This is a genomic window from Microbacterium sp. NPDC076768 (assembly GCF_040687205.1).
Lineage (GTDB): Bacteria > Actinomycetota > Actinomycetes > Actinomycetales > Microbacteriaceae > Microbacterium.
The window spans coordinates 52,552-70,029 of the sequence record NZ_JBFBMU010000004.1; the positions used below are offsets into that span (position 1 = coordinate 52,552).

At 64.9% G+C, this 17,478-nt stretch carries 18 protein-coding genes; 9 read left to right on the top strand and 9 right to left on the bottom strand.

Features of this window, described 5'->3' with window-relative positions; translation table 11 throughout:
• Positions 1-8: 8 nt before the first annotated feature.
• Positions 9-2,669, bottom strand: a complete 2,661-nt coding sequence (locus tag AB0O87_RS14505; protein WP_363517522.1) for an excinuclease ABC subunit UvrA — start codon at positions 2,667-2,669, stop codon at positions 9-11.
• Positions 2,670-2,890: 221 nt separating this feature from the next.
• Here AB0O87_RS14505 and AB0O87_RS14510 point away from each other — a divergent pair, with 221 nt between their 5' ends.
• From AB0O87_RS14510 to AB0O87_RS14525, 4 genes are all read left to right on the top strand, one after another.
• Positions 2,891-3,586, top strand: a complete 696-nt coding sequence (locus tag AB0O87_RS14510) for a hypothetical protein (RefSeq protein ID WP_363517525.1) — start codon at positions 2,891-2,893, stop codon at positions 3,584-3,586.
• Positions 3,564-3,977: a phage holin family protein gene (locus tag AB0O87_RS14515; protein WP_061015471.1), complete on the top strand. Its 414-nt coding sequence runs from the start codon at positions 3,564-3,566 to the stop codon at positions 3,975-3,977. The genes AB0O87_RS14510 and AB0O87_RS14515 overlap by 23 nt, the downstream gene beginning before the upstream one ends.
• The gene (locus AB0O87_RS14520; protein WP_363517529.1) at positions 3,974-4,537 is read left to right on the top strand and encodes a DUF3618 domain-containing protein; all 564 of its coding nucleotides are present in this window, start codon (positions 3,974-3,976) and stop codon (positions 4,535-4,537) included. The genes AB0O87_RS14515 and AB0O87_RS14520 overlap by 4 nt, the downstream gene beginning before the upstream one ends.
• A gap of 62 nt (positions 4,538-4,599) precedes the next feature.
• Entirely contained in the window at positions 4,600-5,694 is a 1,095-nt protein-coding gene (locus tag AB0O87_RS14525; protein ID WP_363517532.1) for a YihY/virulence factor BrkB family protein, read from the top strand.
• 33 nt (positions 5,695-5,727) lie between these two features.
• Here the strand turns inward: AB0O87_RS14525 and AB0O87_RS14530 are convergent, their stop codons facing one another.
• Positions 5,728-6,444, bottom strand: coding sequence for a TetR/AcrR family transcriptional regulator C-terminal domain-containing protein (locus AB0O87_RS14530; RefSeq protein WP_363517535.1), 717 nt, complete (start codon positions 6,442-6,444; stop codon positions 5,728-5,730).
• A gap of 213 nt (positions 6,445-6,657) precedes the next feature.
• Positions 6,658-6,861 (bottom strand): hypothetical protein, encoded by a 204-nt coding sequence (locus AB0O87_RS14535; RefSeq protein ID WP_045264175.1) that lies wholly within the window; start codon positions 6,859-6,861, stop codon positions 6,658-6,660.
• A gap of 1,135 nt (positions 6,862-7,996) precedes the next feature.
• Here AB0O87_RS14535 and AB0O87_RS14540 point away from each other — a divergent pair.
• Entirely contained in the window at positions 7,997-8,332 is a 336-nt protein-coding gene (locus tag AB0O87_RS14540) for an ATP-dependent DNA ligase (protein WP_363517539.1), read from the top strand.
• A gap of 93 nt (positions 8,333-8,425) precedes the next feature.
• Here the strand turns inward: AB0O87_RS14540 and AB0O87_RS14545 are convergent, their stop codons facing one another.
• Positions 8,426-8,881 carry an SOS response-associated peptidase family protein gene (locus AB0O87_RS14545; RefSeq protein WP_363517542.1) on the bottom strand — a complete coding sequence of 152 codons (456 nt, stop codon included), beginning with the start codon at positions 8,879-8,881 and terminating at the stop codon, positions 8,426-8,428.
• Positions 8,882-9,351: 470 nt separating this feature from the next.
• Here AB0O87_RS14545 and AB0O87_RS14550 point away from each other — a divergent pair, with 470 nt between their 5' ends.
• From AB0O87_RS14550 to nrdH, 3 genes are read left to right on the top strand one after another with little or no spacing between them, the layout of a single operon-like run.
• A complete protein-coding gene (locus tag AB0O87_RS14550) occupies positions 9,352-11,457 on the top strand; it encodes an FtsK/SpoIIIE domain-containing protein (RefSeq protein WP_363517545.1) in 2,106 nt (701 codons plus the stop codon).
• 60 nt (positions 11,458-11,517) lie between these two features.
• Positions 11,518-11,796 carry a hypothetical protein gene (locus tag AB0O87_RS14555; protein ID WP_363517548.1) on the top strand — a complete coding sequence of 93 codons (279 nt, stop codon included), beginning with the start codon at positions 11,518-11,520 and terminating at the stop codon, positions 11,794-11,796.
• Between the two features lie 52 nt (positions 11,797-11,848).
• Positions 11,849-12,079: a glutaredoxin-like protein NrdH gene (nrdH, locus tag AB0O87_RS14560; RefSeq protein ID WP_292809382.1), complete on the top strand. Its 231-nt coding sequence runs from the start codon at positions 11,849-11,851 to the stop codon at positions 12,077-12,079.
• Positions 12,080-12,149: 70 nt separating this feature from the next.
• Here nrdH and AB0O87_RS14565 read toward each other — a convergent pair whose 3' ends face one another.
• The 4 genes from AB0O87_RS14565 to AB0O87_RS14580 are packed head-to-tail and all read right to left on the bottom strand — an operon-like array spanning position 12,150 to position 14,074.
• Entirely contained in the window at positions 12,150-12,383 is a 234-nt protein-coding gene (locus AB0O87_RS14565; RefSeq protein ID WP_234001631.1) for a hypothetical protein, read from the bottom strand.
• 7 nt (positions 12,384-12,390) lie between these two features.
• Positions 12,391-12,612 carry a hypothetical protein gene (locus AB0O87_RS14570; RefSeq protein ID WP_363517551.1) on the bottom strand — a complete coding sequence of 74 codons (222 nt, stop codon included), beginning with the start codon at positions 12,610-12,612 and terminating at the stop codon, positions 12,391-12,393.
• The gene (locus AB0O87_RS14575; RefSeq protein WP_363517554.1) at positions 12,609-13,562 is read right to left on the bottom strand and encodes a DUF3560 domain-containing protein; all 954 of its coding nucleotides are present in this window, start codon (positions 13,560-13,562) and stop codon (positions 12,609-12,611) included. The genes AB0O87_RS14570 and AB0O87_RS14575 overlap by 4 nt, the downstream gene beginning before the upstream one ends.
• On the bottom strand, positions 13,559-14,074 hold the full coding sequence (locus AB0O87_RS14580) for a hypothetical protein (protein ID WP_363517557.1): 516 nt from the start codon (positions 14,072-14,074) through the stop codon (positions 13,559-13,561). Before AB0O87_RS14580 ends, AB0O87_RS14575 begins: the two co-directional genes overlap by 4 nt.
• A gap of 177 nt (positions 14,075-14,251) precedes the next feature.
• Here AB0O87_RS14580 and AB0O87_RS14585 point away from each other — a divergent pair, with 177 nt between their 5' ends.
• Entirely contained in the window at positions 14,252-15,403 is a 1,152-nt protein-coding gene (locus AB0O87_RS14585; protein ID WP_363517560.1) for a type IIL restriction-modification enzyme MmeI, read from the top strand.
• A 3-nt stretch (positions 15,404-15,406) separates the two neighbouring features.
• On the opposite strand, the gene AB0O87_RS14590 is transcribed toward AB0O87_RS14585, so the two are convergent.
• Complete coding sequence (locus AB0O87_RS14590; protein ID WP_363517563.1) at positions 15,407-17,425, bottom strand: AAA family ATPase; 2,019 nt, start codon at positions 17,423-17,425, stop codon at positions 15,407-15,409.
• Between the last annotated feature and the right edge of the window lie 53 nt (positions 17,426-17,478).

Genomic DNA, 17,478 nt, shown 5'->3' on the forward strand with positions numbered 1-17,478 from the left:
CCCGCTCGTCACGATGGGGTCACGTTAGCGGCCGCCTGCAGTGCGGCGGCGAGGTAGCCCGCGGAAGCACCGACGCCCTTGTCCGCGACCTGGACGGGCGTGCCAGCTGCAACCACGGTCCCGCCGGCGTCGCCCGCGCCGGGGCCAAGATCGATCACGTGATCGGCTACTGCGATAACGCGCATGTCCAGCTCGGCGGCGACGACCGTGTTGCCCGCGTCGACCAGCGTCTGCAGATGCGTGACCAGACGATCCGTGTCGGCGCAGTGTAGCCCGGACGTCGGCTCGTCCAGTACGTACAGCGTGTCTCCGCGCTGCGCCCGCTGCAACTCGGTAGCGAGCTTGACACGCTGCGCTTCACCCCCGGAGAGCTCGGTTGCCGGTTGACCCAGCCGGAGGTAATCGAGTCCGACATCCGACAAAGCGGTCAGCGACCGCGTGATCTCCTCATCGCCCGCGAAGAAGCGGTTCGACTCCTCGACGCTCATGGACAACACGTCCGCTATCGTGCGCCCCCTCCACGTGATCTCGAGCGTTGATGCCTTGTATCGGCTGCCGTGGCAGTCGGGGCATTCGGTGTACACGGAAGGCAGGAAGAGGAGCTCGACCATCACCGATCCCTCGCCCTCGCAGGTCGGGCAGCGCCCGCCGGCGACATTGAAGGAGAATCGTCCAGGTTTGTACCCACGGGAACGAGCTTCCGGGGTATCTGCGAATCGACGACGGACATGGTCGAACAGCCTGGTGTAGGTGGCGACGTTGGACCGCGGGGTCCGGCCGATGGGCCGCTGGTCGATGACGACCAGCCGCTGTACACCGGTGACGGGCCCGGCGACGCGCCCATCGAGACGTTCCGGCGCATCCGAGAGGAACGACTCGTCGCTGACCGGCTCGTTATCGGCCCGGACAGCCCGGCCAAGGCGATCGCCAAGCAGCGATGGAAGCGCCTGACTGACCAGACTCGACTTGCCGGCCCCAGACACGCCCGTAACGGCGGTGAAGACACCCAAGGGGATATCGACCGTGAGGTCGTGCAGGTTGTTCCGCGTCACGTTCTCCAGGCGCAGCCAACTGCGTGCCTCACGGGGTGTGCGAAGAGGGAGACCGCGGCCACCGAAGAGGTATCCGCGGGTCACGGACTCCTCAATATCGGCGAGCCCGTCGGGCGGGCCGCTATAGAGCACGCGGCCGCCGTGTTCACCGGCGCCGGGGCCGATGTCGACCAGCCAGTCCGCGTGCCGCATCACAGCCACGGAGTGTTCGACGATGAACAGGCTGTTCCCTCGCCCCTTGAGTCCATCCAGGATCTCGAGGAGCGCCGCCACGTCCTGCGGATGCAGTCCCGCCGATGGTTCGTCGAGGACGTAGACGACCCCGAAAAGATCAGAGCTGAGTTGCGTCGCGAGCCGGAGTCTCTGTAGCTCGCCGCCCGACAGTGTCGGGGTCGTCCGGCTCAATGACAAGTAACCCAGCCCCAGATCGACCAGTGGACGAAGCCGCTGCAACACCCCTGAAGCGAGCTGGACCGCAGCAGCACGCTTCTCTGGCGCTCGGCTTGCGGTGGGTCGCACATCGGGCGTAGGGGCAAGCGGAGCCTTGCCCGCAGCGCCCTGCCCTTCCCCCGCGGCACGCAGAGAGGCAGCGTCGGAAGAGGCGGCCTCGTGGTCCTCCAAGCGTGCGACGACTCCCGACAGGGTCGTGGCAAGTTCCCGGAGCGGCAGTTGAGAGAGTTCAGCGATGTCGAATCCTTCGAACGTGACAGACAGCGCCTCGGGCTTCAGCCGCTTGCCATCGCAGACGGGGCAGATCGCAGCGGTGAGGAACTGCGCGACGCGCCGCTTCATCGAGGCGCTCTTCGTGTTCGCGAACGTGTCCAGAATGTACCGGCGAGCCCCGACGAATGTGCCCGAGTAGCTCGGCTCCACGCCTGCTTCGATCGCAGCTTTGGACTCAGAGAGGGTGAGTCGGGAGTGGACCGGAACGAAGGGGGTTTCATCGGTGTACAGGATCCAGTCCCTGTCTTTTTTCGGCAGGTCCCGCCACGGCACATCGACGTCGTAACCGAGAGCAACCAGCACGTCGCGCAGCTGGTGGCCGTGCCACGCGGTCGGCCAGGAAGCGATGGCGCGTTCGCGGATGGTGAGCGAGGGGTCCGGGATCATCTGCTGCTCGTTCACCGCGTACACGCGTCCGATGCCGTGGCATTCCGAACAGGCCCCTTGGACCGTGTTCGCGGAGAAGTCCTCCGCATACAACATCGGCTGCCCGTCCGGGTAGTCCCCGGCCCTCGAGTACAGCATCCGCACCAAGCTCGACAACGTGGTGATGCTGCCCACGGTCGATCGGGCATTCCCGGCACCGCGCTGCTGCTGCAGGGCGACCGCAGGCGGCATCCCCGTGATCGAGTCGACATCGGGCACTCCCGCCTGATCGATCAGGCGGCGGGCGTATGGTGCGATCGATTCCAAATAGCGTCGCTGTGACTCGGCGTACAGCGTCCCGAACGCCAGCGAGGACTTTCCCGATCCGGACACACCGGTGAAGACGACCGTTGCATCGCGCGGCACCGTGAGGTCGACATCCTGCAGATTGTGTTCTCGGGCGCCGAGAACGCGAACGTCGGGCTGCACGGAGAGCTTCGGCGTCACGAACGCAGCGGATTCAACCATGGTCGAATGTTAGCAACGTACGGAAAGGCCTGCGGCCTGCGGCCCGCGGCCTGCGGCCTGCGGAAAGGGTTACACACCAATAACGGCGCGGTGTGCGGCAGTGGTGTGCTCGGCCTGTATACACCGTAAGTCTGTTCGGAGCAAGGGTCCTGACCGAGGCGGGGGAGACGGTCTAGAACGGGTTCCACCGACTGTTCGGTCGGTCCGCGAGAGGAGCACTAATGTCGGACAACTATGAGACGACCAGCCCGAGCGGCTCGGGCGTGAACGCCCCCGGTTCTTCGGGCAAGGTGGATGCTGTCAAGCAGGAAGCCACCGACCTGAAGGACACGGCGGCAACTCAGGCGAAGGACGTTCTTGGCACCGCCAAGGATGAGGCTGCGACCGTCGTGGGGGAGGCGAAGACGCAGGCGAAGGATCTGTATGCGCAGACGCAGCGGGAGCTGTCGGAGCAGGCGAACACCCAGCAACAGCGTCTTGCCGGTGGTCTTCGCTCTGTCAGCGACGAGCTCGGCTCCATGGCCACTAACTCGGAAGGCAGTGGCGTCGCCAGCGATCTGGTCCAGCAGGTGTCGGGGCGTTTGTCTGCTGCCGCAACCTGGCTCGGCGACCGGGACCCTGGTTCTGTGCTCACGGAGGTCAAGCGCTACGCACGTCGCAAGCCCGGCACGTTCATCCTCGCCGCCGCGATCGGCGGCATCGTTGTGGGGCGCCTCACCCGCGCCCTCGCCGCGAATGCTTCCGACGATAAAGACGCCGCTCCCGTGCCGGCACCTCCGCAGGTGCACCCTGACCCGTCCGTGCCCGTCCCCGTGGTGAACGACACGGGCGCTGGCACGCCCGTGTACTCGCAGGCGGCCGCCAGCCGTCCGGACATTCTGGGGGAGGACGGCTATGACCGACCCGACACCGTCTGAAGCGAAAGCCGCATCGACCTCGATCGGAGATCTCCTCGGGGAAGTGTCCCGTGACATTTCGACGCTGATGCGCCAGGAGGTCGCCCTCGCCAAAGCAGAGTTGAAGGACTCGGCCACGAAGTCCGCCAAGGGTGCGGGCCTGATGGGTGCCGCCGGCTACGGCGCACTGATGGCGGTGTTCTTCCTGTCCGTCGCGCTGTGGTGGGCTCTGGGAACGCTGATGGGCGGCGGCTGGTCCGGCGTTGTCGTCGCGGTCCTGTGGGCACTCATTGCCCTGATCCTGTTCCTGGTCGGGCGCAGCCAGATCAAGCAAGTGAAGGGCGTCCCGCAGACCGTGGACACCCTGAAAGAGATCCCCGAAACGCTGAAGAGAAATGAGGAAAACCGATGAGCGATTCACCCGACGAGATCCGCACCGACATTGAGCGGACCCGCCAAGACCTCGGCATGGACGTGGACGCCCTGGCCGATAAGGTCTCCCCGTCGAAGATCGTGGACCGACAGGTCGAAAAGGTCCGCGGTGCGTTCACCTCCGTCCGTGAGCGTGTGATGGGCGCAGCGGATGACGCCGGCTCGTCGCTGACGGATGCGGGCTCTCACGCGGGAGATCTGAAAGACCGCGCCGTCGCGAAGGCGGAGGGGAACCCGCTCGCCGTCGGTCTGATCGCCTTCGGCGCCGGCTTGGTCATCGCCTCGCTGATCCCCGCATCATCGAAGGAGAAAGACCTCGCTGCAACCGTCAAGGAGCAGGCGCAGCCGCTGGTTGACGAGGTCACCGATGCTGCGAAAGAAGTCGGCGATCATCTGAAGGAGCCTCTGCAGGCGTCGGTCGAATCCGTGAAGTCGTCGGCGCAGGACTCCGTCGCCACAGTCAAGGACGAAGCCCAGGGCGCGGCCAGCGACGTGAGAGACCAGGCTCAGCACGCTCGCGAGAACATCTCCGACAGCTGAACCCGCACGAATCGGGCGGGCCCGTCACACGACGGGCCCGCCCCGTCACGAAGGAACCTGCGATGACCAGCACAGCCCCCTCCACCCCGCGCAACGCCCCAGACCCCGAAGCATCAGGCAAGCCCGATTCCCCAGACGATCTGCACAAGAGGTCCTGGAAATACGTACTGCGGAAGACGATTCGCGAGTTTTCCTCGGACCAGTGCACCGACATCGCCGCCTCCCTGACGTATTATGCGGTGCTGTCGCTGTTCCCCGGCCTGATTGCAATCTTCTCGCTACTGGGTGTCGTCGGGCAGGGAAAAGCCGCCAGCGATGCGGTCCTGGGAATCATCGAGCAGGTCGCTCCCGGCGACACGGTCGACACGATCCGCGGGCCGATCGAGCAGATCGCCGAGTCTCCGGGTGCCGGTTTCGCTCTCATCACCGGCATCCTGCTGGCCATCTGGTCAGCATCCGGGTACGTGGGAGCGTTCAGCCGTGCGATGAACCGGATCTACGAGATCGAGGAGGGCCGGCCGTTCTGGAAGCTGAAGCCCGCCCAGCTGCTGGTCACCGTGATCACGATCGTGCTGCTCGTCATCGCCGCGATCATTCTTATCGTCTCCGGCTCGGTCACCAAGGCGATCGGCGACGCACTCGGCATCGGCGACGTGCCCCAGACGGTCTGGTCCATCGCCAAGTGGCCGTTGCTCATATTCATCGTGGTGTTGGTCGTCGCAATCCTCTACTACGCCACCCCGAACGCGAAGCAGCCGAAATTCCGGTGGATCAGCATGGGCGCCCTGCTAGCGATCATCGTGCTCGCACTCGCTACCGCAGCCTTCGGGTTCTACGTCGGAAACTTCTCGAACTACGACCGCACCTATGGATCCCTTGCGGGGATCATCATCTTCTTGCTCTGGCTGTGGATCGCAAACCTCGCGCTGCTGTTCGGCGCGGAGTTCGATGCTGAGCTCGAGCGAGGTCGCCAGCTGCAGGCGGGCATCGCCGCCGAGGAGGACATCCAGCTACCTCCGCGCGACACCCGCAAGAGCGACAAGGCCGCCGAGAAGGAGCGGCAGGACATCGAGAAGGGCCGAGAGATCCGACAGAATGCCGACCCCGACGACACAGCCAAGGACGCGACCACCCCCGGTCCTGCCAGAGAACACTGACGGACGGCCTCGCTCGGGGCGCTCACGCCGCAGCTACTGGGACAGCTCCCCTGCGAAACGGTCGAGGAGTACTTCCAGCGATACTTCGAATTCTTCGTCGGAATGGTCCTCGCTCAGAAGAGCCCGTAGCCGACGGACCTCCGGAGCGTCATCCAAGCCGATGCTCCCGTCACGCTCGGGTATATCCGCGTTTCCTTCGTCGAGCGGTTCTTCCACCGGGCCGGTCTCAGCTCCCCGAACCGCGGATTCCAGCAAGAGTTGACCGAGCAGGAAGCTGCTGAAGGACCGATACGCATCGACCGCTTGCGCGTCCGTAAACCCGTGCCCCAGCAGGGTGCTGAGGAACGTGTTCACGACCTCGACGCTGCGTAGCGGGGGTCGTAGCCAGGGCGCCGCGGGATGCCGGGTCGCCACTAACGGAAATGCCTGAGGATGATCGATCGCGATCTGACGTACCTTATGGGCGACATCCTGCAGGAAGCCCTGCCAGTGCTCCGCCAACTCGTCGTCCAGGTTCGATGTCAATTGTCCGAGGAGCAGAGCGATCACACCCTCGAGCAGATCCTCACGCCCGTGCACGTAGCGGTAAAGAGACATCGCTTCCACACCCAGTTCCTGAGCAAGGGAGCGCATAGAGAGGCCCTGTGCCCCGGCGCGATCGATCTGGCCTAGGGCGGTCTCGATGATGAGTTCGCGACTTAGGCGCCCGGCCGCTGACCCTCGGGGCTCCCGGCTAGATTCTCTCGACATGACGCGTCATCCCTCCCAACGGTCAGGAACGCACCGTCCCTGCGGGTGCAGATCGGACCGACCGATATATGCCACGGTAACCCTGCTTACAACGTAAGCAGGGTTACCTGCCCTCGGTGCGGTCCTGTACCCACCGAGCGATCCCGATCATGAGACGCGCAGAGCTTGCTTCGCGGATCGAAGAGTGTTTGGCCGGACGCGAGAGCCTGCAGGTCAGTTTTCTCCGTTGGCGGCTTCGTCTTCTTCTGGGTTGAAGTGCGAAGGCGAGTCGGACAGGCCTGCGGCTACCCCGTCGGGGTTCGCGGGGATGGTGTTGTCTTCGCCCAGACCCCCGGGCTTGACCGTTCCCTCGGAATCGTTGGTCGGAACATCGGTGTCGGAGTATTCACGGCTCGATGCATTGCTATCGTTCGTCATCGGCTTCTGCTTTCACTATGTTCTGTACTGCAAGAGAAGGCAAGAGTACCTCCTGTGACACGCTAGTTAGCACCCCACTGCCTATGGGACCCAGGTAACGGACAGGCGATGTTAGGAACTTCGCCACGCCTCAGCGTCAAGACGGTCTCACGACGCCGCGACTCAAGTCGGACACTAGCGGTCGACTGCTGCGCATGATCAGGTACCGGGACTAGGCCCGCGATGCTCCGGCCCGTCGGGATCATCGCCCGCCGAAAACGACCGTTCTCGGTGGGGATCGCAGATCCAATTCTCCAAGGGGGCCTGTGAAGCGATACCTAGTCGCGTAGGTCTGTGAGACGCTGGTTCTATCTTCATCGGTTACTGATCACCGCCTCGATGCGTCCTCGAGCCTGCATCACGCAGCCCTCGGCCACTTCGGAACGGAGTTGGGCGAACTGCTGGCCGTGAAGCTGCTCGAGCACCGCACGGGGCTCCAATTACGCGCCGACTAACGCGGAAGCGATCTGACGCCTGCAAGCGCAATCCCGCGGCTTAATACCGGACGCCCCGCGCCGGATCAACCCCTCTTCCGAAGACCCTGGAACCCGCTATTTTCGGCGTACCGGGGGTGACCCCAGCATCCTCGGGAACTACCGGTGGCCTTGCACGCACCCCAGCCCTCGCGGAGGTCGCCGGTCCCTTCTAAAGGGTTTGCGGATGAGGTCGGATCCCGCTCATGCGCCGGGCGTATGAGGGGGATCCGACATCTCGCTCCGCGGAAGCGGAGGGCACGCGCTGTCTGCTCCCGATATCCCCAGATCCCGGTTCACCGACTCCCCAGAAGGTAGTGCGAGAAAGCGCAACCCACCGTCGGGAGACGTCATTATCCTGTCAGATCCGTGCCGCCGGGGCACGCCCTTGGGGTGCAATTTACAACGATGGGCCCAACAAGCCGATGTGGACTTGTAGCTACCCCACTATAGACAAACGTCTAGGTGCGGGCGCGCTGCCGTTGGGATGCCGATGCGCAGCGAAGGCCGCCTGGGGGTGTTGCTCGCGAATCAGCAGTGGGACGCTAAGTGTCTCCACACCGCCACCAATCCGGTTGCGATCATGGGCACTGTCGCCCGGGGAGACAGAGCAAAGGCGCACTATGGGCACGTTCATCTGCGAGGGACACCAGAAAGCGGAGATTGAGGACCGCGCCCTCATCCACCTTCAGCTCGTCATCACCGCGAAACTCCGTCGAGGCGAACCCTTCCCCTGGAAAGAGGACATGAGTATCGGTGGCGGCCGCACCACGGTGTGGCTACACGAGCACAGCTCGATCACGTTCAAGTACCACGGCAGCCGGCAGCCTCCTATCAACCGGACCTGGACCGACGCGCTCGCTTTCACCGCGAACGCACCCTCCGGTCTGTACCTGACACCCGAACCCCGCGAGGGGACCCACCTCGACCCCGGGACGAGCGCTCCCGCACTCGCCTGAGCCGGCGGGCAGGCTCGCGTTCGCGAACGGTAGACATCGCATGCACGATGCTCCACGAGAGTATGCCCCGTGAGGAGGTGAGGCGAAGGATCGTCAGGCCACGGGCTCCAGCAGAGAGGGGTCGGTCGAGTCGACTGTGCGGGAGTTGCTGACCTTCCGGTCGACGACGTGCTCACGAATGGTCGAGGCGACGTCTCCGGATGTGTGCTCGAGCATCGCCAACGTCTCAGCCTTGCGATCGCCGGTGAGCTTCTCCGGAGCGAGCCACGTATCCCACGTATCGGGCATAAGGAACGCGGGCATCCGGTCGTGCACCTCCCCGCTGGCATCCCGCGCCTCGCGGGTGATAACGACGAAGCACCGTGACTTCTCCCCGTTCGGCAGCTCCATCGACCAGGTGAGGCCTGCGGCCGAGAGAGGACCGTCGCCGTGGAGGAAGTGTGGGGTCTTCGGCGTCTTGTCGCCGGTCCACTCGAAATAGCCGCGCATCGGCACGATGCACCTAGCGGCAGAGAAGGCGGGCGCCCAGAATCCCTGCGCGAGCTTCACCGAACTAAGCAGACGGCGCGCCGAAAACGATCGTTTCCGGCAGGCGCACCGCGGTCACCGGCCGACTGCACGACACGCCGGTCGCGCACCTGCCGAAACCCCCTGCCGGAACCTGTCGCGCCGAAACGGTCCGCCCGACCTTTTAGGCAGGGTGAGAACGAAACGCGAATACCGACAAGTTTCGTGAGACAACCGGCAGTTTCGGCAGCGCACCACTCACCCGCCTTTCCGGGGATGTTCTGTCTCACCAACCGACAACTCTCGTGAGATCGGACAGCTGATGCGCGCCGCGATGTGGCGCAATATCGCTTTCCAGCTGCCGCCGCGAGCTTCTCTGGGTCACTATCGCGCAGGGGACATCACGAGTGCGTCAGACGCGCAGGGAATCCGCGATGTCCGCGAAGGAGCCGATCGTCGGCCTATACCTCGCAAGAGGGTCGTGAAGTACTCGGCCCGCTCAGGAGGCTCCAATGGCAACTCGGGTGGCACAGCGTCCGCCAGCTCGGCCGACCGCCCCGGCGGCAGTGTCGCTGGGCGTCCTTCCTCGCCGCCAGCTGACCGGCATCATTCCCGCGCTGCTCTGCATCGCTCTCGCGACGGCAGTGACAGGACTCAACGCGGTGCGGCCGTTCACCGACCTGGTCCCGGTGGTGTGGATCGTGGCGGTGGCACTTGCTGTCGGCGCGATCGCATCGGGGGTGCGAGCCTTCCAGCGGCAGGGCCGTATGGACCCGGCCATCGAGGCGGTGCTTCCTCATCTCGGCGCAGCCCAACCGACCCGCGCGCTCGTGGAGCCGGTGAAGTGGACGAAGGGATGGGTGGGCCTCCCGGCGCGCGTAAAGATCCGGTACGCCTCGCACGTTGTCGACGACGATCCGCGTTTCGTCGACCAGATCATCGCCGGCCTCACCCGACGCCTGGGTGCGGAGTACCGGGTGCGGAAGCACAACTCGAGGCGGTGCGTCCTCATCGTCGAGCTCGCACCCGCGAGCGATCCGGTCTCCCGCGAGCAGCAGCGCGCGATCGAGGTCGTCAAGCAGGTCATCGACCCGACCGCCAACGTGTCGGTGACGTCGGCCGAGGATGCGTCGGTCTCGAAGATCGAGGTCAAGCACAACGTGGGTCCGAAGATGGCGATCGCCGCCCGTCGATCCCAGATCGAGAAGGTCGTCTCGTCGATGCTCCCCGGCCGGTGGCGGGCGCACTGGGATCTCGAGGGCGACAAGATCAGGTTCGAGGTCCGCCCGACCATGCCCGACATGGTCTTGCACGAAGTGGAGCCCGCGGCCGCGCTCACTCACTCGGCCTACAAGTCGTTCAGGATCCCGATCGGCCCCGACGAGGACGGGCAGATCCAGTCGTGGCATCCGGCGATCTCCCCGCACTGCCTCGTCATCGGTGGCACCGGCTCGGGCAAGACCAGCTTCCAGCACACGGTGCTCACCCACCTGACGCACGCGCACTGGCGCGTATGGGTGCTCGACGGCAAGCGGATCGAGTTCGCCGGTTTCCGTGACTGGCCCAACGTCGAGCTGGTCGGTGCGCGCGTCGAGCACCAGGTGCGGATGCTGCACGCCGCACACGAGCTCATGGAAGAGCGCTACTCGCAGCTCGAGAACGGCACAGCCCGGCTCGAGGACTTCGACCCGCTCGCGCTGATCATCGACGAGTACGCCACCTTCAAGGCTCGCGTGCAACGGTGGTACAAGACCGTCAAGCCGAAGGGTGCGCCGGCGCAGGCTCCCGTCCTGGATCTGCTCTCCGACCTCGCCCGGCTGGCGCGATCGGCGAAGATCCACATTCTGCTGGGTCTGCAGCGTCCCGACGTGGAGTTCCTCGGCGGTGAGATGCGAGACAACTTCGGTGCGCGCGTCAGCTTCGGTCGCCTCTCCCCGCAGGGCGCCAACATGATGTGGGACAGCTTCGCGGTCGGCGTAGCGATCCCACGCAACAAGCGGGGCCGCGGCATCACCCTGAACGCCGAGTCGCTGCCTGTCGAGATCCAGGCCTTCTACACCCCGGACCCCGCGAAGCTCGACTCGTCCGACAAAGCGGACTGGGACCACCTGGCAGCGCTGCGCCCCGCGACGGCGGACTATGAGCGGATGATGGTGCGCGACCCGGAACCGGAGCTCACCGACGACGGCGAGGGCGAAGAGATCGAGCCTGACTACTTCCAGTGGTCCACAGCCGAGATCGTCGAGTGGGATCCCGCGGCCGCGTCGAAGCCCCAGCCCGGCGCCCTCCGCCCCGCGAACGTCACCCCGCTGGACCCGCGCGAACGGGTCCGGTTCGTCCCCGACGTCGACGACGAGGCACCCGACGTCGACGCAGCTGCGGACGGCGACGGGTACAGCGAATCACTCGAGGGGCCGGCCGTCGAGCTCGAGGTCGGAGATCTCCTCCTCGTCGACGCCGCACTGGGCCTGTGGGGAGTGGTCGAAGGGGTCGAGCCCGACGTCGTCGACGACGAGTACCTCGCTATCGAGTACCGCGACATCGACAGCGGAGAAGACGGACTGCTGACGGTGTTCGACAACTCGGTCATCAGTTACCGACGTCCCGAGGCCGCGTGATCGTCGTGGCAGGGATGACACCGAGGGCCGACTGGCCCCGAGAGAAGGGATGAGCAACTCGTGTCGAATCAGAGCGTGTCGGAAGACGACTGGATCTCGCTGCTGCTGATTGCCGTGCTCGTCCTGGCGAGCGGTGCCGTATCGCTGGGGATGTTCCTCGATCCGCTGCGCACATGGATGGTGCAGTACCACTTGCTCGAGCAGGGTGACGCCGTGGCGCTCGAGGTCGTCGACGGCGTTGGACTCGGTTGGGGACAGATCCTCGTCATTCTCGCGATCCTGATCGGTGCGATCGCGCTCATCGTGTGGCTCAAGCGCCGCGCGGCTGCCCGTGTCTGAGCTGCCCGGCATGCTCGGCCCGAGGAGAACAGGAAGGAGGAGATAACCACCCATGATCCGATTGCTATCAAAGAGCGGATGCGTCCAGTGCACCGCGACATCCAAAGCGATGGACGCGAAGGGGATCAACTATCAAGTGATCGACCTGGGCGAGGACGCCGAGGCGCTCGTCGAGGCCAAGGCGCTCGGCTATATGCAGGCGCCCGTCGTCATCACGGACGAGGACCACTGGTCGGGCTTCCGCCCCGACAAGATCGACGAGCTCGCGCAGCGTCTCGTGTGATCAACAGCAGAGGCCCCGCCGGCGGATTGCCACCGGCGGGGCCTCTGCTATGCCCGTCAGGGCCAGCGTGTCACTGGTGCGGCATGTGCGCCGCCGCCCACTGCTGCAGCAGCTCCTCGCGCATGCGGGTGTTGTGCTCGAGCAACCGTCGCACGCCGGCAGGCGTTGCGCCTACGGCCGCGCCGTCGTTGATCGTGCGCATGCCGAGATGCTCACAAGCCCACGCCGCGAGTTCGTCGAGCTCGACGGTGACGGTCGCAGTGAGGCTGACGTGTTGCTGCCACTGAACCCTGTAGGCAGGCATCGAACGCTCAATCGGGGTTGCGGAAGAAGTCGACCACGAGCGCGATGGTGAGCGGGACGAGGACCACCGCGGCCGCGGTGACGATGATGCGATCGAGGATCGGCGCGGCGAGGATCCCGAGCCAGCCGGCGGCGATCGCCGCCACGATGAACAGCGCAGCGCGTGCGACGTGCTGCAGCCGGCGCGCGGTGGGTGCGGGAATGGTTCGGGGTCGGGCGGCGAGGGTCATGAGCTTGCCTCGCTCTGGCCGACACTGTGTTCGCGGATGTGCGTGTAGGGCACGGTGCCGCGGTGGCCGTAGGCGTCGGTGATGCTGACGCTCTTCGGGTTGACGCGGGTGACGGTGCACCAGCTGCCGAAGTACTTGATTTGGTCGCCGACGTTGATGGTGTCTTTGCTGTGGTCGGTGGCGGCGCCGGACGCGATTTGCTCGGCGCGAACCTCCTGCCAGTAGGAGAGCTGATCCTGAGCTGCGGCCAGCTCACGCTCGAGCCGTTCGGCGTAGGCGCCTGTTGCCGCGGCTGTGACCTCGATGTACCCGCCGGCGAGGGTCCGGCTAGATCCGTCGAGACGTCGCCGCATGCCCGCGATGTCGGCGCGGAGCTTCTCGATCCGGTTCGCAACAGTGATGGGTGCGTAGCGGGCGTCGTTCGATGAGGCCGCGATGTCGGCGCGCACCTGGGCGCGGCGGGCCTCCGAGTCGGCGTCGATTGACCGGCGGATCGCGGCATCCGCTTTGGCGATCGCGCGACGGTGTCCGGCTTCCGAGTGGTGCCCGATCTTGATCGGCTCGCCACCTTCGGGCAAGCGGCGCAGTGCGCGTGCGGCCCGCTCCGCTTCCTCGGTCGCGTGATGGTGGCGCCGAGTGGCGCGGTCGGCCAGAGCGTCGGCGCGTTCGCTCCGGCGCTCGATGAGGTCCGCTTCGACGTCCGTGGTGGCGCGGCGGGCGTAGTCGATCGAGATCTCGACGGCGAATCCGGCCGCGGCGAGCTGCTCGGCGGTGCGGTTGATGATCGCGGTCTTGGGCTCCCGGTCGCGGGAGTGGGGGATGTACCAGGAGCCGATGGCCCTGCTCCATCGCCACCCGTTGGCTTTGAGCGCGTCGGACGTTCCGTCGCCCCGGCTGGTCCCGTCGATGAGGGTGCCTTCCGCGGCGGCGTGGGTGATCGTGAGAGTCATGGCCGGCTCCCTTCCCGCGCGGCTGCGTCGTGCGTGAGCGGGTGGCGGAATCCGATCTCTCGCTCCCAGACCTCGACGGCGCGGTGCAGGCCCTCGTACTCTTTGACGCCCAGGTGGTCGGGGGAGTCCACGAGCGGACGGTGGGAGAACCGCCGCGCGATTGCGTCGCCGAGGCGCTCGACGAGATCACGGGCGGGGGACTGGTCCCATTCGGGGTGATGGCAGGAGACCTCTGCGAGCAGAAGACGGCTGCGTTCGATCTGCAACGCCTGCTCATCGTCGGCCAGGGGAACGATCTCGGCGACGGGCTGCCACTCGTAGTGGGGTGCGGCGATGTGCTGCTTGATCGCGTAGCTGACGCTGGCGTGGTTCTCGTCCCAGAGGCTCTGCCCCATCCGGTCGGCGTTCTCGGCGAGCTCGCGCGGGGTGCTGCTGCGATAGGCGGGGGTGGAGATGTAGGCGGCGGTGACCAGCAGGTCGATGGTGTCGCGGTTCACGGGGAACGCACGCATGATGAGACCTCCTCAAAGGTGGTGAATGTGACATTCACTACTCTAAAACCAGCTTGCTCCCGTGTCAAGGCGTGGTGGTGGGGCGCTCTGCAGCCGCCACGCTGCGGGCAAGATCGAGCGGTACGAGGGGGAGTGGCCTGGGCGGATACCGTTGGGATCGTGCCGAAGTCGTTGTCGATGAATGAGATCCGAGCTCGCGCTGCGCAGTTCACCCGTGACTGGCAGGACGAGCCCGGCGACGAGCGACAGCAGGCGCAGTCCTTCGTCCGGGATCTGCTCGGCGTGTACGGGATAACCCAGACCCGCGCGGCGTTCTACGAGAAGCGAGTCAAGCGCTCATCTACCGGCTCGCGCGGATACATCGACGCGCTGATCCCTGGTCTCGCGCTGATCGAGATGAAGTCCGCCGGCAAGGATCTCGTCGCGGCTGAGCAGCAGGCGCTCGACTACATCGACGACCTTCCCGACCCGGAGGTTCCTCGGTGGGTCATCACGAGCGACTTCCGCCGGCTCCGTCTGCTCGATCTTCACGCTGAGAGCGAGGGTGTGCAGGAGTTCGCCCTGACCCAGATGCGGGATCGTGCCGACGTGCTGGCCTTCCTCGCCGGGTACGGTGAGCGCACCTTCGGATCGAAGGCGCAGGAGTCGGCGTCGATCAAAGCGGCGAAGCTGATGGCGTCGCTGTACGAGGCCCTCGAGGGGTCCGGGTACGACGATCACGAGGCGTCGGTGTTTCTGGTGCGCACCTTGTTCGCCCTCTACGCCGATGACGCCGGAGTGTGGGATCGCGATCTGTTCCTCGAGTTCCTCGAGACCCGCACCGCGACGGATGGTTCCGACCTCGGGCCTCAGCTGTCGTTGCTGTACCAGGTCATGGGACGTGAGCCGTCTCGTCGGCAGTCGAACCTCGACGAGCTAATTTCGCGGTTCCCCTACGTCAACGGTGGCGTCTTCGAGGAATCGGTGTCGATCCCGTCCTTCGACGCCGGCATGCGTGACCGGCTGATCGCGGCTGTGATGTTCAACTGGTCGGCGATCTCGCCGGCGATCTTCGGCAGCCTCTTCCAGGCCGTCAAAGACAAGACAGCTCGGCGTGAGCTCGGTGAGCACTACACAACCGAGACCAACATCATGAAGGTCATCGGCCCGATGTTCCTCGATGAACTGCGGCAGCGGTTCACGGACGGGTACCACGACACCGCCAAGCTCAAGAAGTTGCGTGCCGACATGGGGCTGATGCGGTTCCTGGATCCGGCGTTTATGCGCAAGTCGGATGTCTCACGAGACACCGAATCGAGCACGCCAAAGCGGTTCCATCTGGCCGCGTAGCGGTCAGCCGAGCGCCTTGTTGACTGCCGTTGAGAGCGATCGCCAAGCTTCGCGTTCCGATGGATCGAGTGCCGCAGTTCCATTCGCACTCAACCATTTCGCGAATGCGCGAGCGAGCTTCCACTTGGAAGCTCCAGGATGCTCGGCGACGAGGATCTCCATGAGAGGGCGAGCGGGTTGCTGCTGTACCGTCGCGAGGCTGTCCCATCCGAGTTCGTCGCAGGCGATCTGAGCCAGTGTCTGCCGCAGCAGGTCCTCGATTTCAGCGCGCTGCACGCCAGAGATGTGGTCTCCCGTTCTCAGGATCCGCTTCGCGCTCAGTAGTTGCCAAAGCGCTTCCTGCTCAGCAGCCTGATCGCCAGCCGAATCCGAGTCCAGGAGAGCTGCCACCTTGAGGCTCTGGCTCGTGAGGATGGTGCTGTAGTAGACGACCTTGCTCGCGCTTCCTGCGGGCACTATCGCGATGTCGCTGTCCAGCGCCGGTCCGCCCTCCGATGAGAATGCAGCATTCAGTGCCTCGATGATGAGGAGGTCAGTGATGCCCTCAACGACCAGGTTTCGCTGGTGCGTGAACATGCTCTGCGCGAGGTCGTACCCGAGTGCTGCCTGAAGCGGGTAGATCGACTTTGGATCGTCGACCGCGAGGCGTGTGTGTACCTTCGTCCCAAGCTTTCGGTTGACCATCTCGACCACCCGGACGAGATCCAGCTCGTCGGCTCCCACCATGAAGGGTGAGTGTGTCGTGTAGATGATCTGGTTCCCCTCAGCCAGAGCGGACACCGTCTTACGAAACTCTTGTTGCTTGAGCGCGTGAAGGCTGAGTCCGGGCTCGTCGAGGAGCAGGATGGCGTTTCGGAGATCATCCTTTGCCTGAGCATGGAAGACCACGAAGAACGAAACGAGCCAGCGGAAGCCCTCGCTTCGCTGATCGAGCTCGACCGGAATGCCGAGCTCATCCTCGACGAGGGTCTGGAGATACTGTCCATCGACGTCGAGTCGGAGCGTCAGGGAGTCATCGTTCCATACCCGACGGATCTCAGCCGTCAGGCGTGCACCGGCTGTTTGCAGCGCGCGCTTGCGCTCTGTGAGCCGGCGTTCATGCGCGGCAAGTGCGGCCTTGTATCGTTCCTGCTCTCGGACATCGGTGTCGTAGTTCGCACCCTTTGTCGGGGCCTCTGAATCCATCTCCGAGAGCTCGCGTGCCGTGAAGCCGAGGAACTTGAGGAGCTGCAGGTTTCCGAAGTCGTAGTCGAGATCGATCTCACCCGATTCTTCGCGTTCCGCCAGGCGGTTCAGGTGGATTCTCGGACGCACTGAGAAATACGAGGAGAAGTAGACGAACGGGGGCAACTTTGACAGGAGGTGCTTGCCAATCTTGTCTCGTCCCGCCGCCTCCTTGAGGGCGGAATCGAGTACATCCCAGTGGGTCTCCGCGGCCGACCCGTCTGCGAACAAGGGCAATAGTGCATCGAGATGTCCGCGGAGTTCTTCAGCGACCTTGCCGCTGATCGGGTCAGTCGGACTCTGCTTCTCCCTCCACCCAGTCAGCGCCTGAGCTGCGGCTTTCGCGTCCCCGCTCGACTGCTTTGCCATTGCGCTGGTTAGGCGAACAATGCTCTTGTCAACGTCTTCGAGCGAGGGTGCAGGCGGCAGACCCGTCACGCGGAAGGTGCGGTTACCGCTGAGCCATGCAGTCATCTCAAGCCGGAGGTCAGCGTCTTTGGGGATGGCGAGGCCATCGACATCAGTCGCGTCCGGCGTCAGGATGACCCTCGCCACTGCCATCCGCTCTCGATCGAGATTTCCGCGGCGGATGTCGTCGACCATCGGTGCGGGCGCGTCGAAGAGCCAGTCGATCTTGGGCGTATCCGGGGTTGGGCTCACGAGTTGAATCGCCTTCAACAGCGCGGTCTTGCCTGCCTCGTTGATGCCGACCAGGATTGTCTTGTCGGCTTCAACTCCGAAATCTCCACTATCGACAATGCAGCGATAGTTGGTCACGACTGCTGATTCGATCCTCATCTACGAGGCTCCTTCCGTCTTGATCTTCTCGACCTCGGCACCGATCGGGCGTC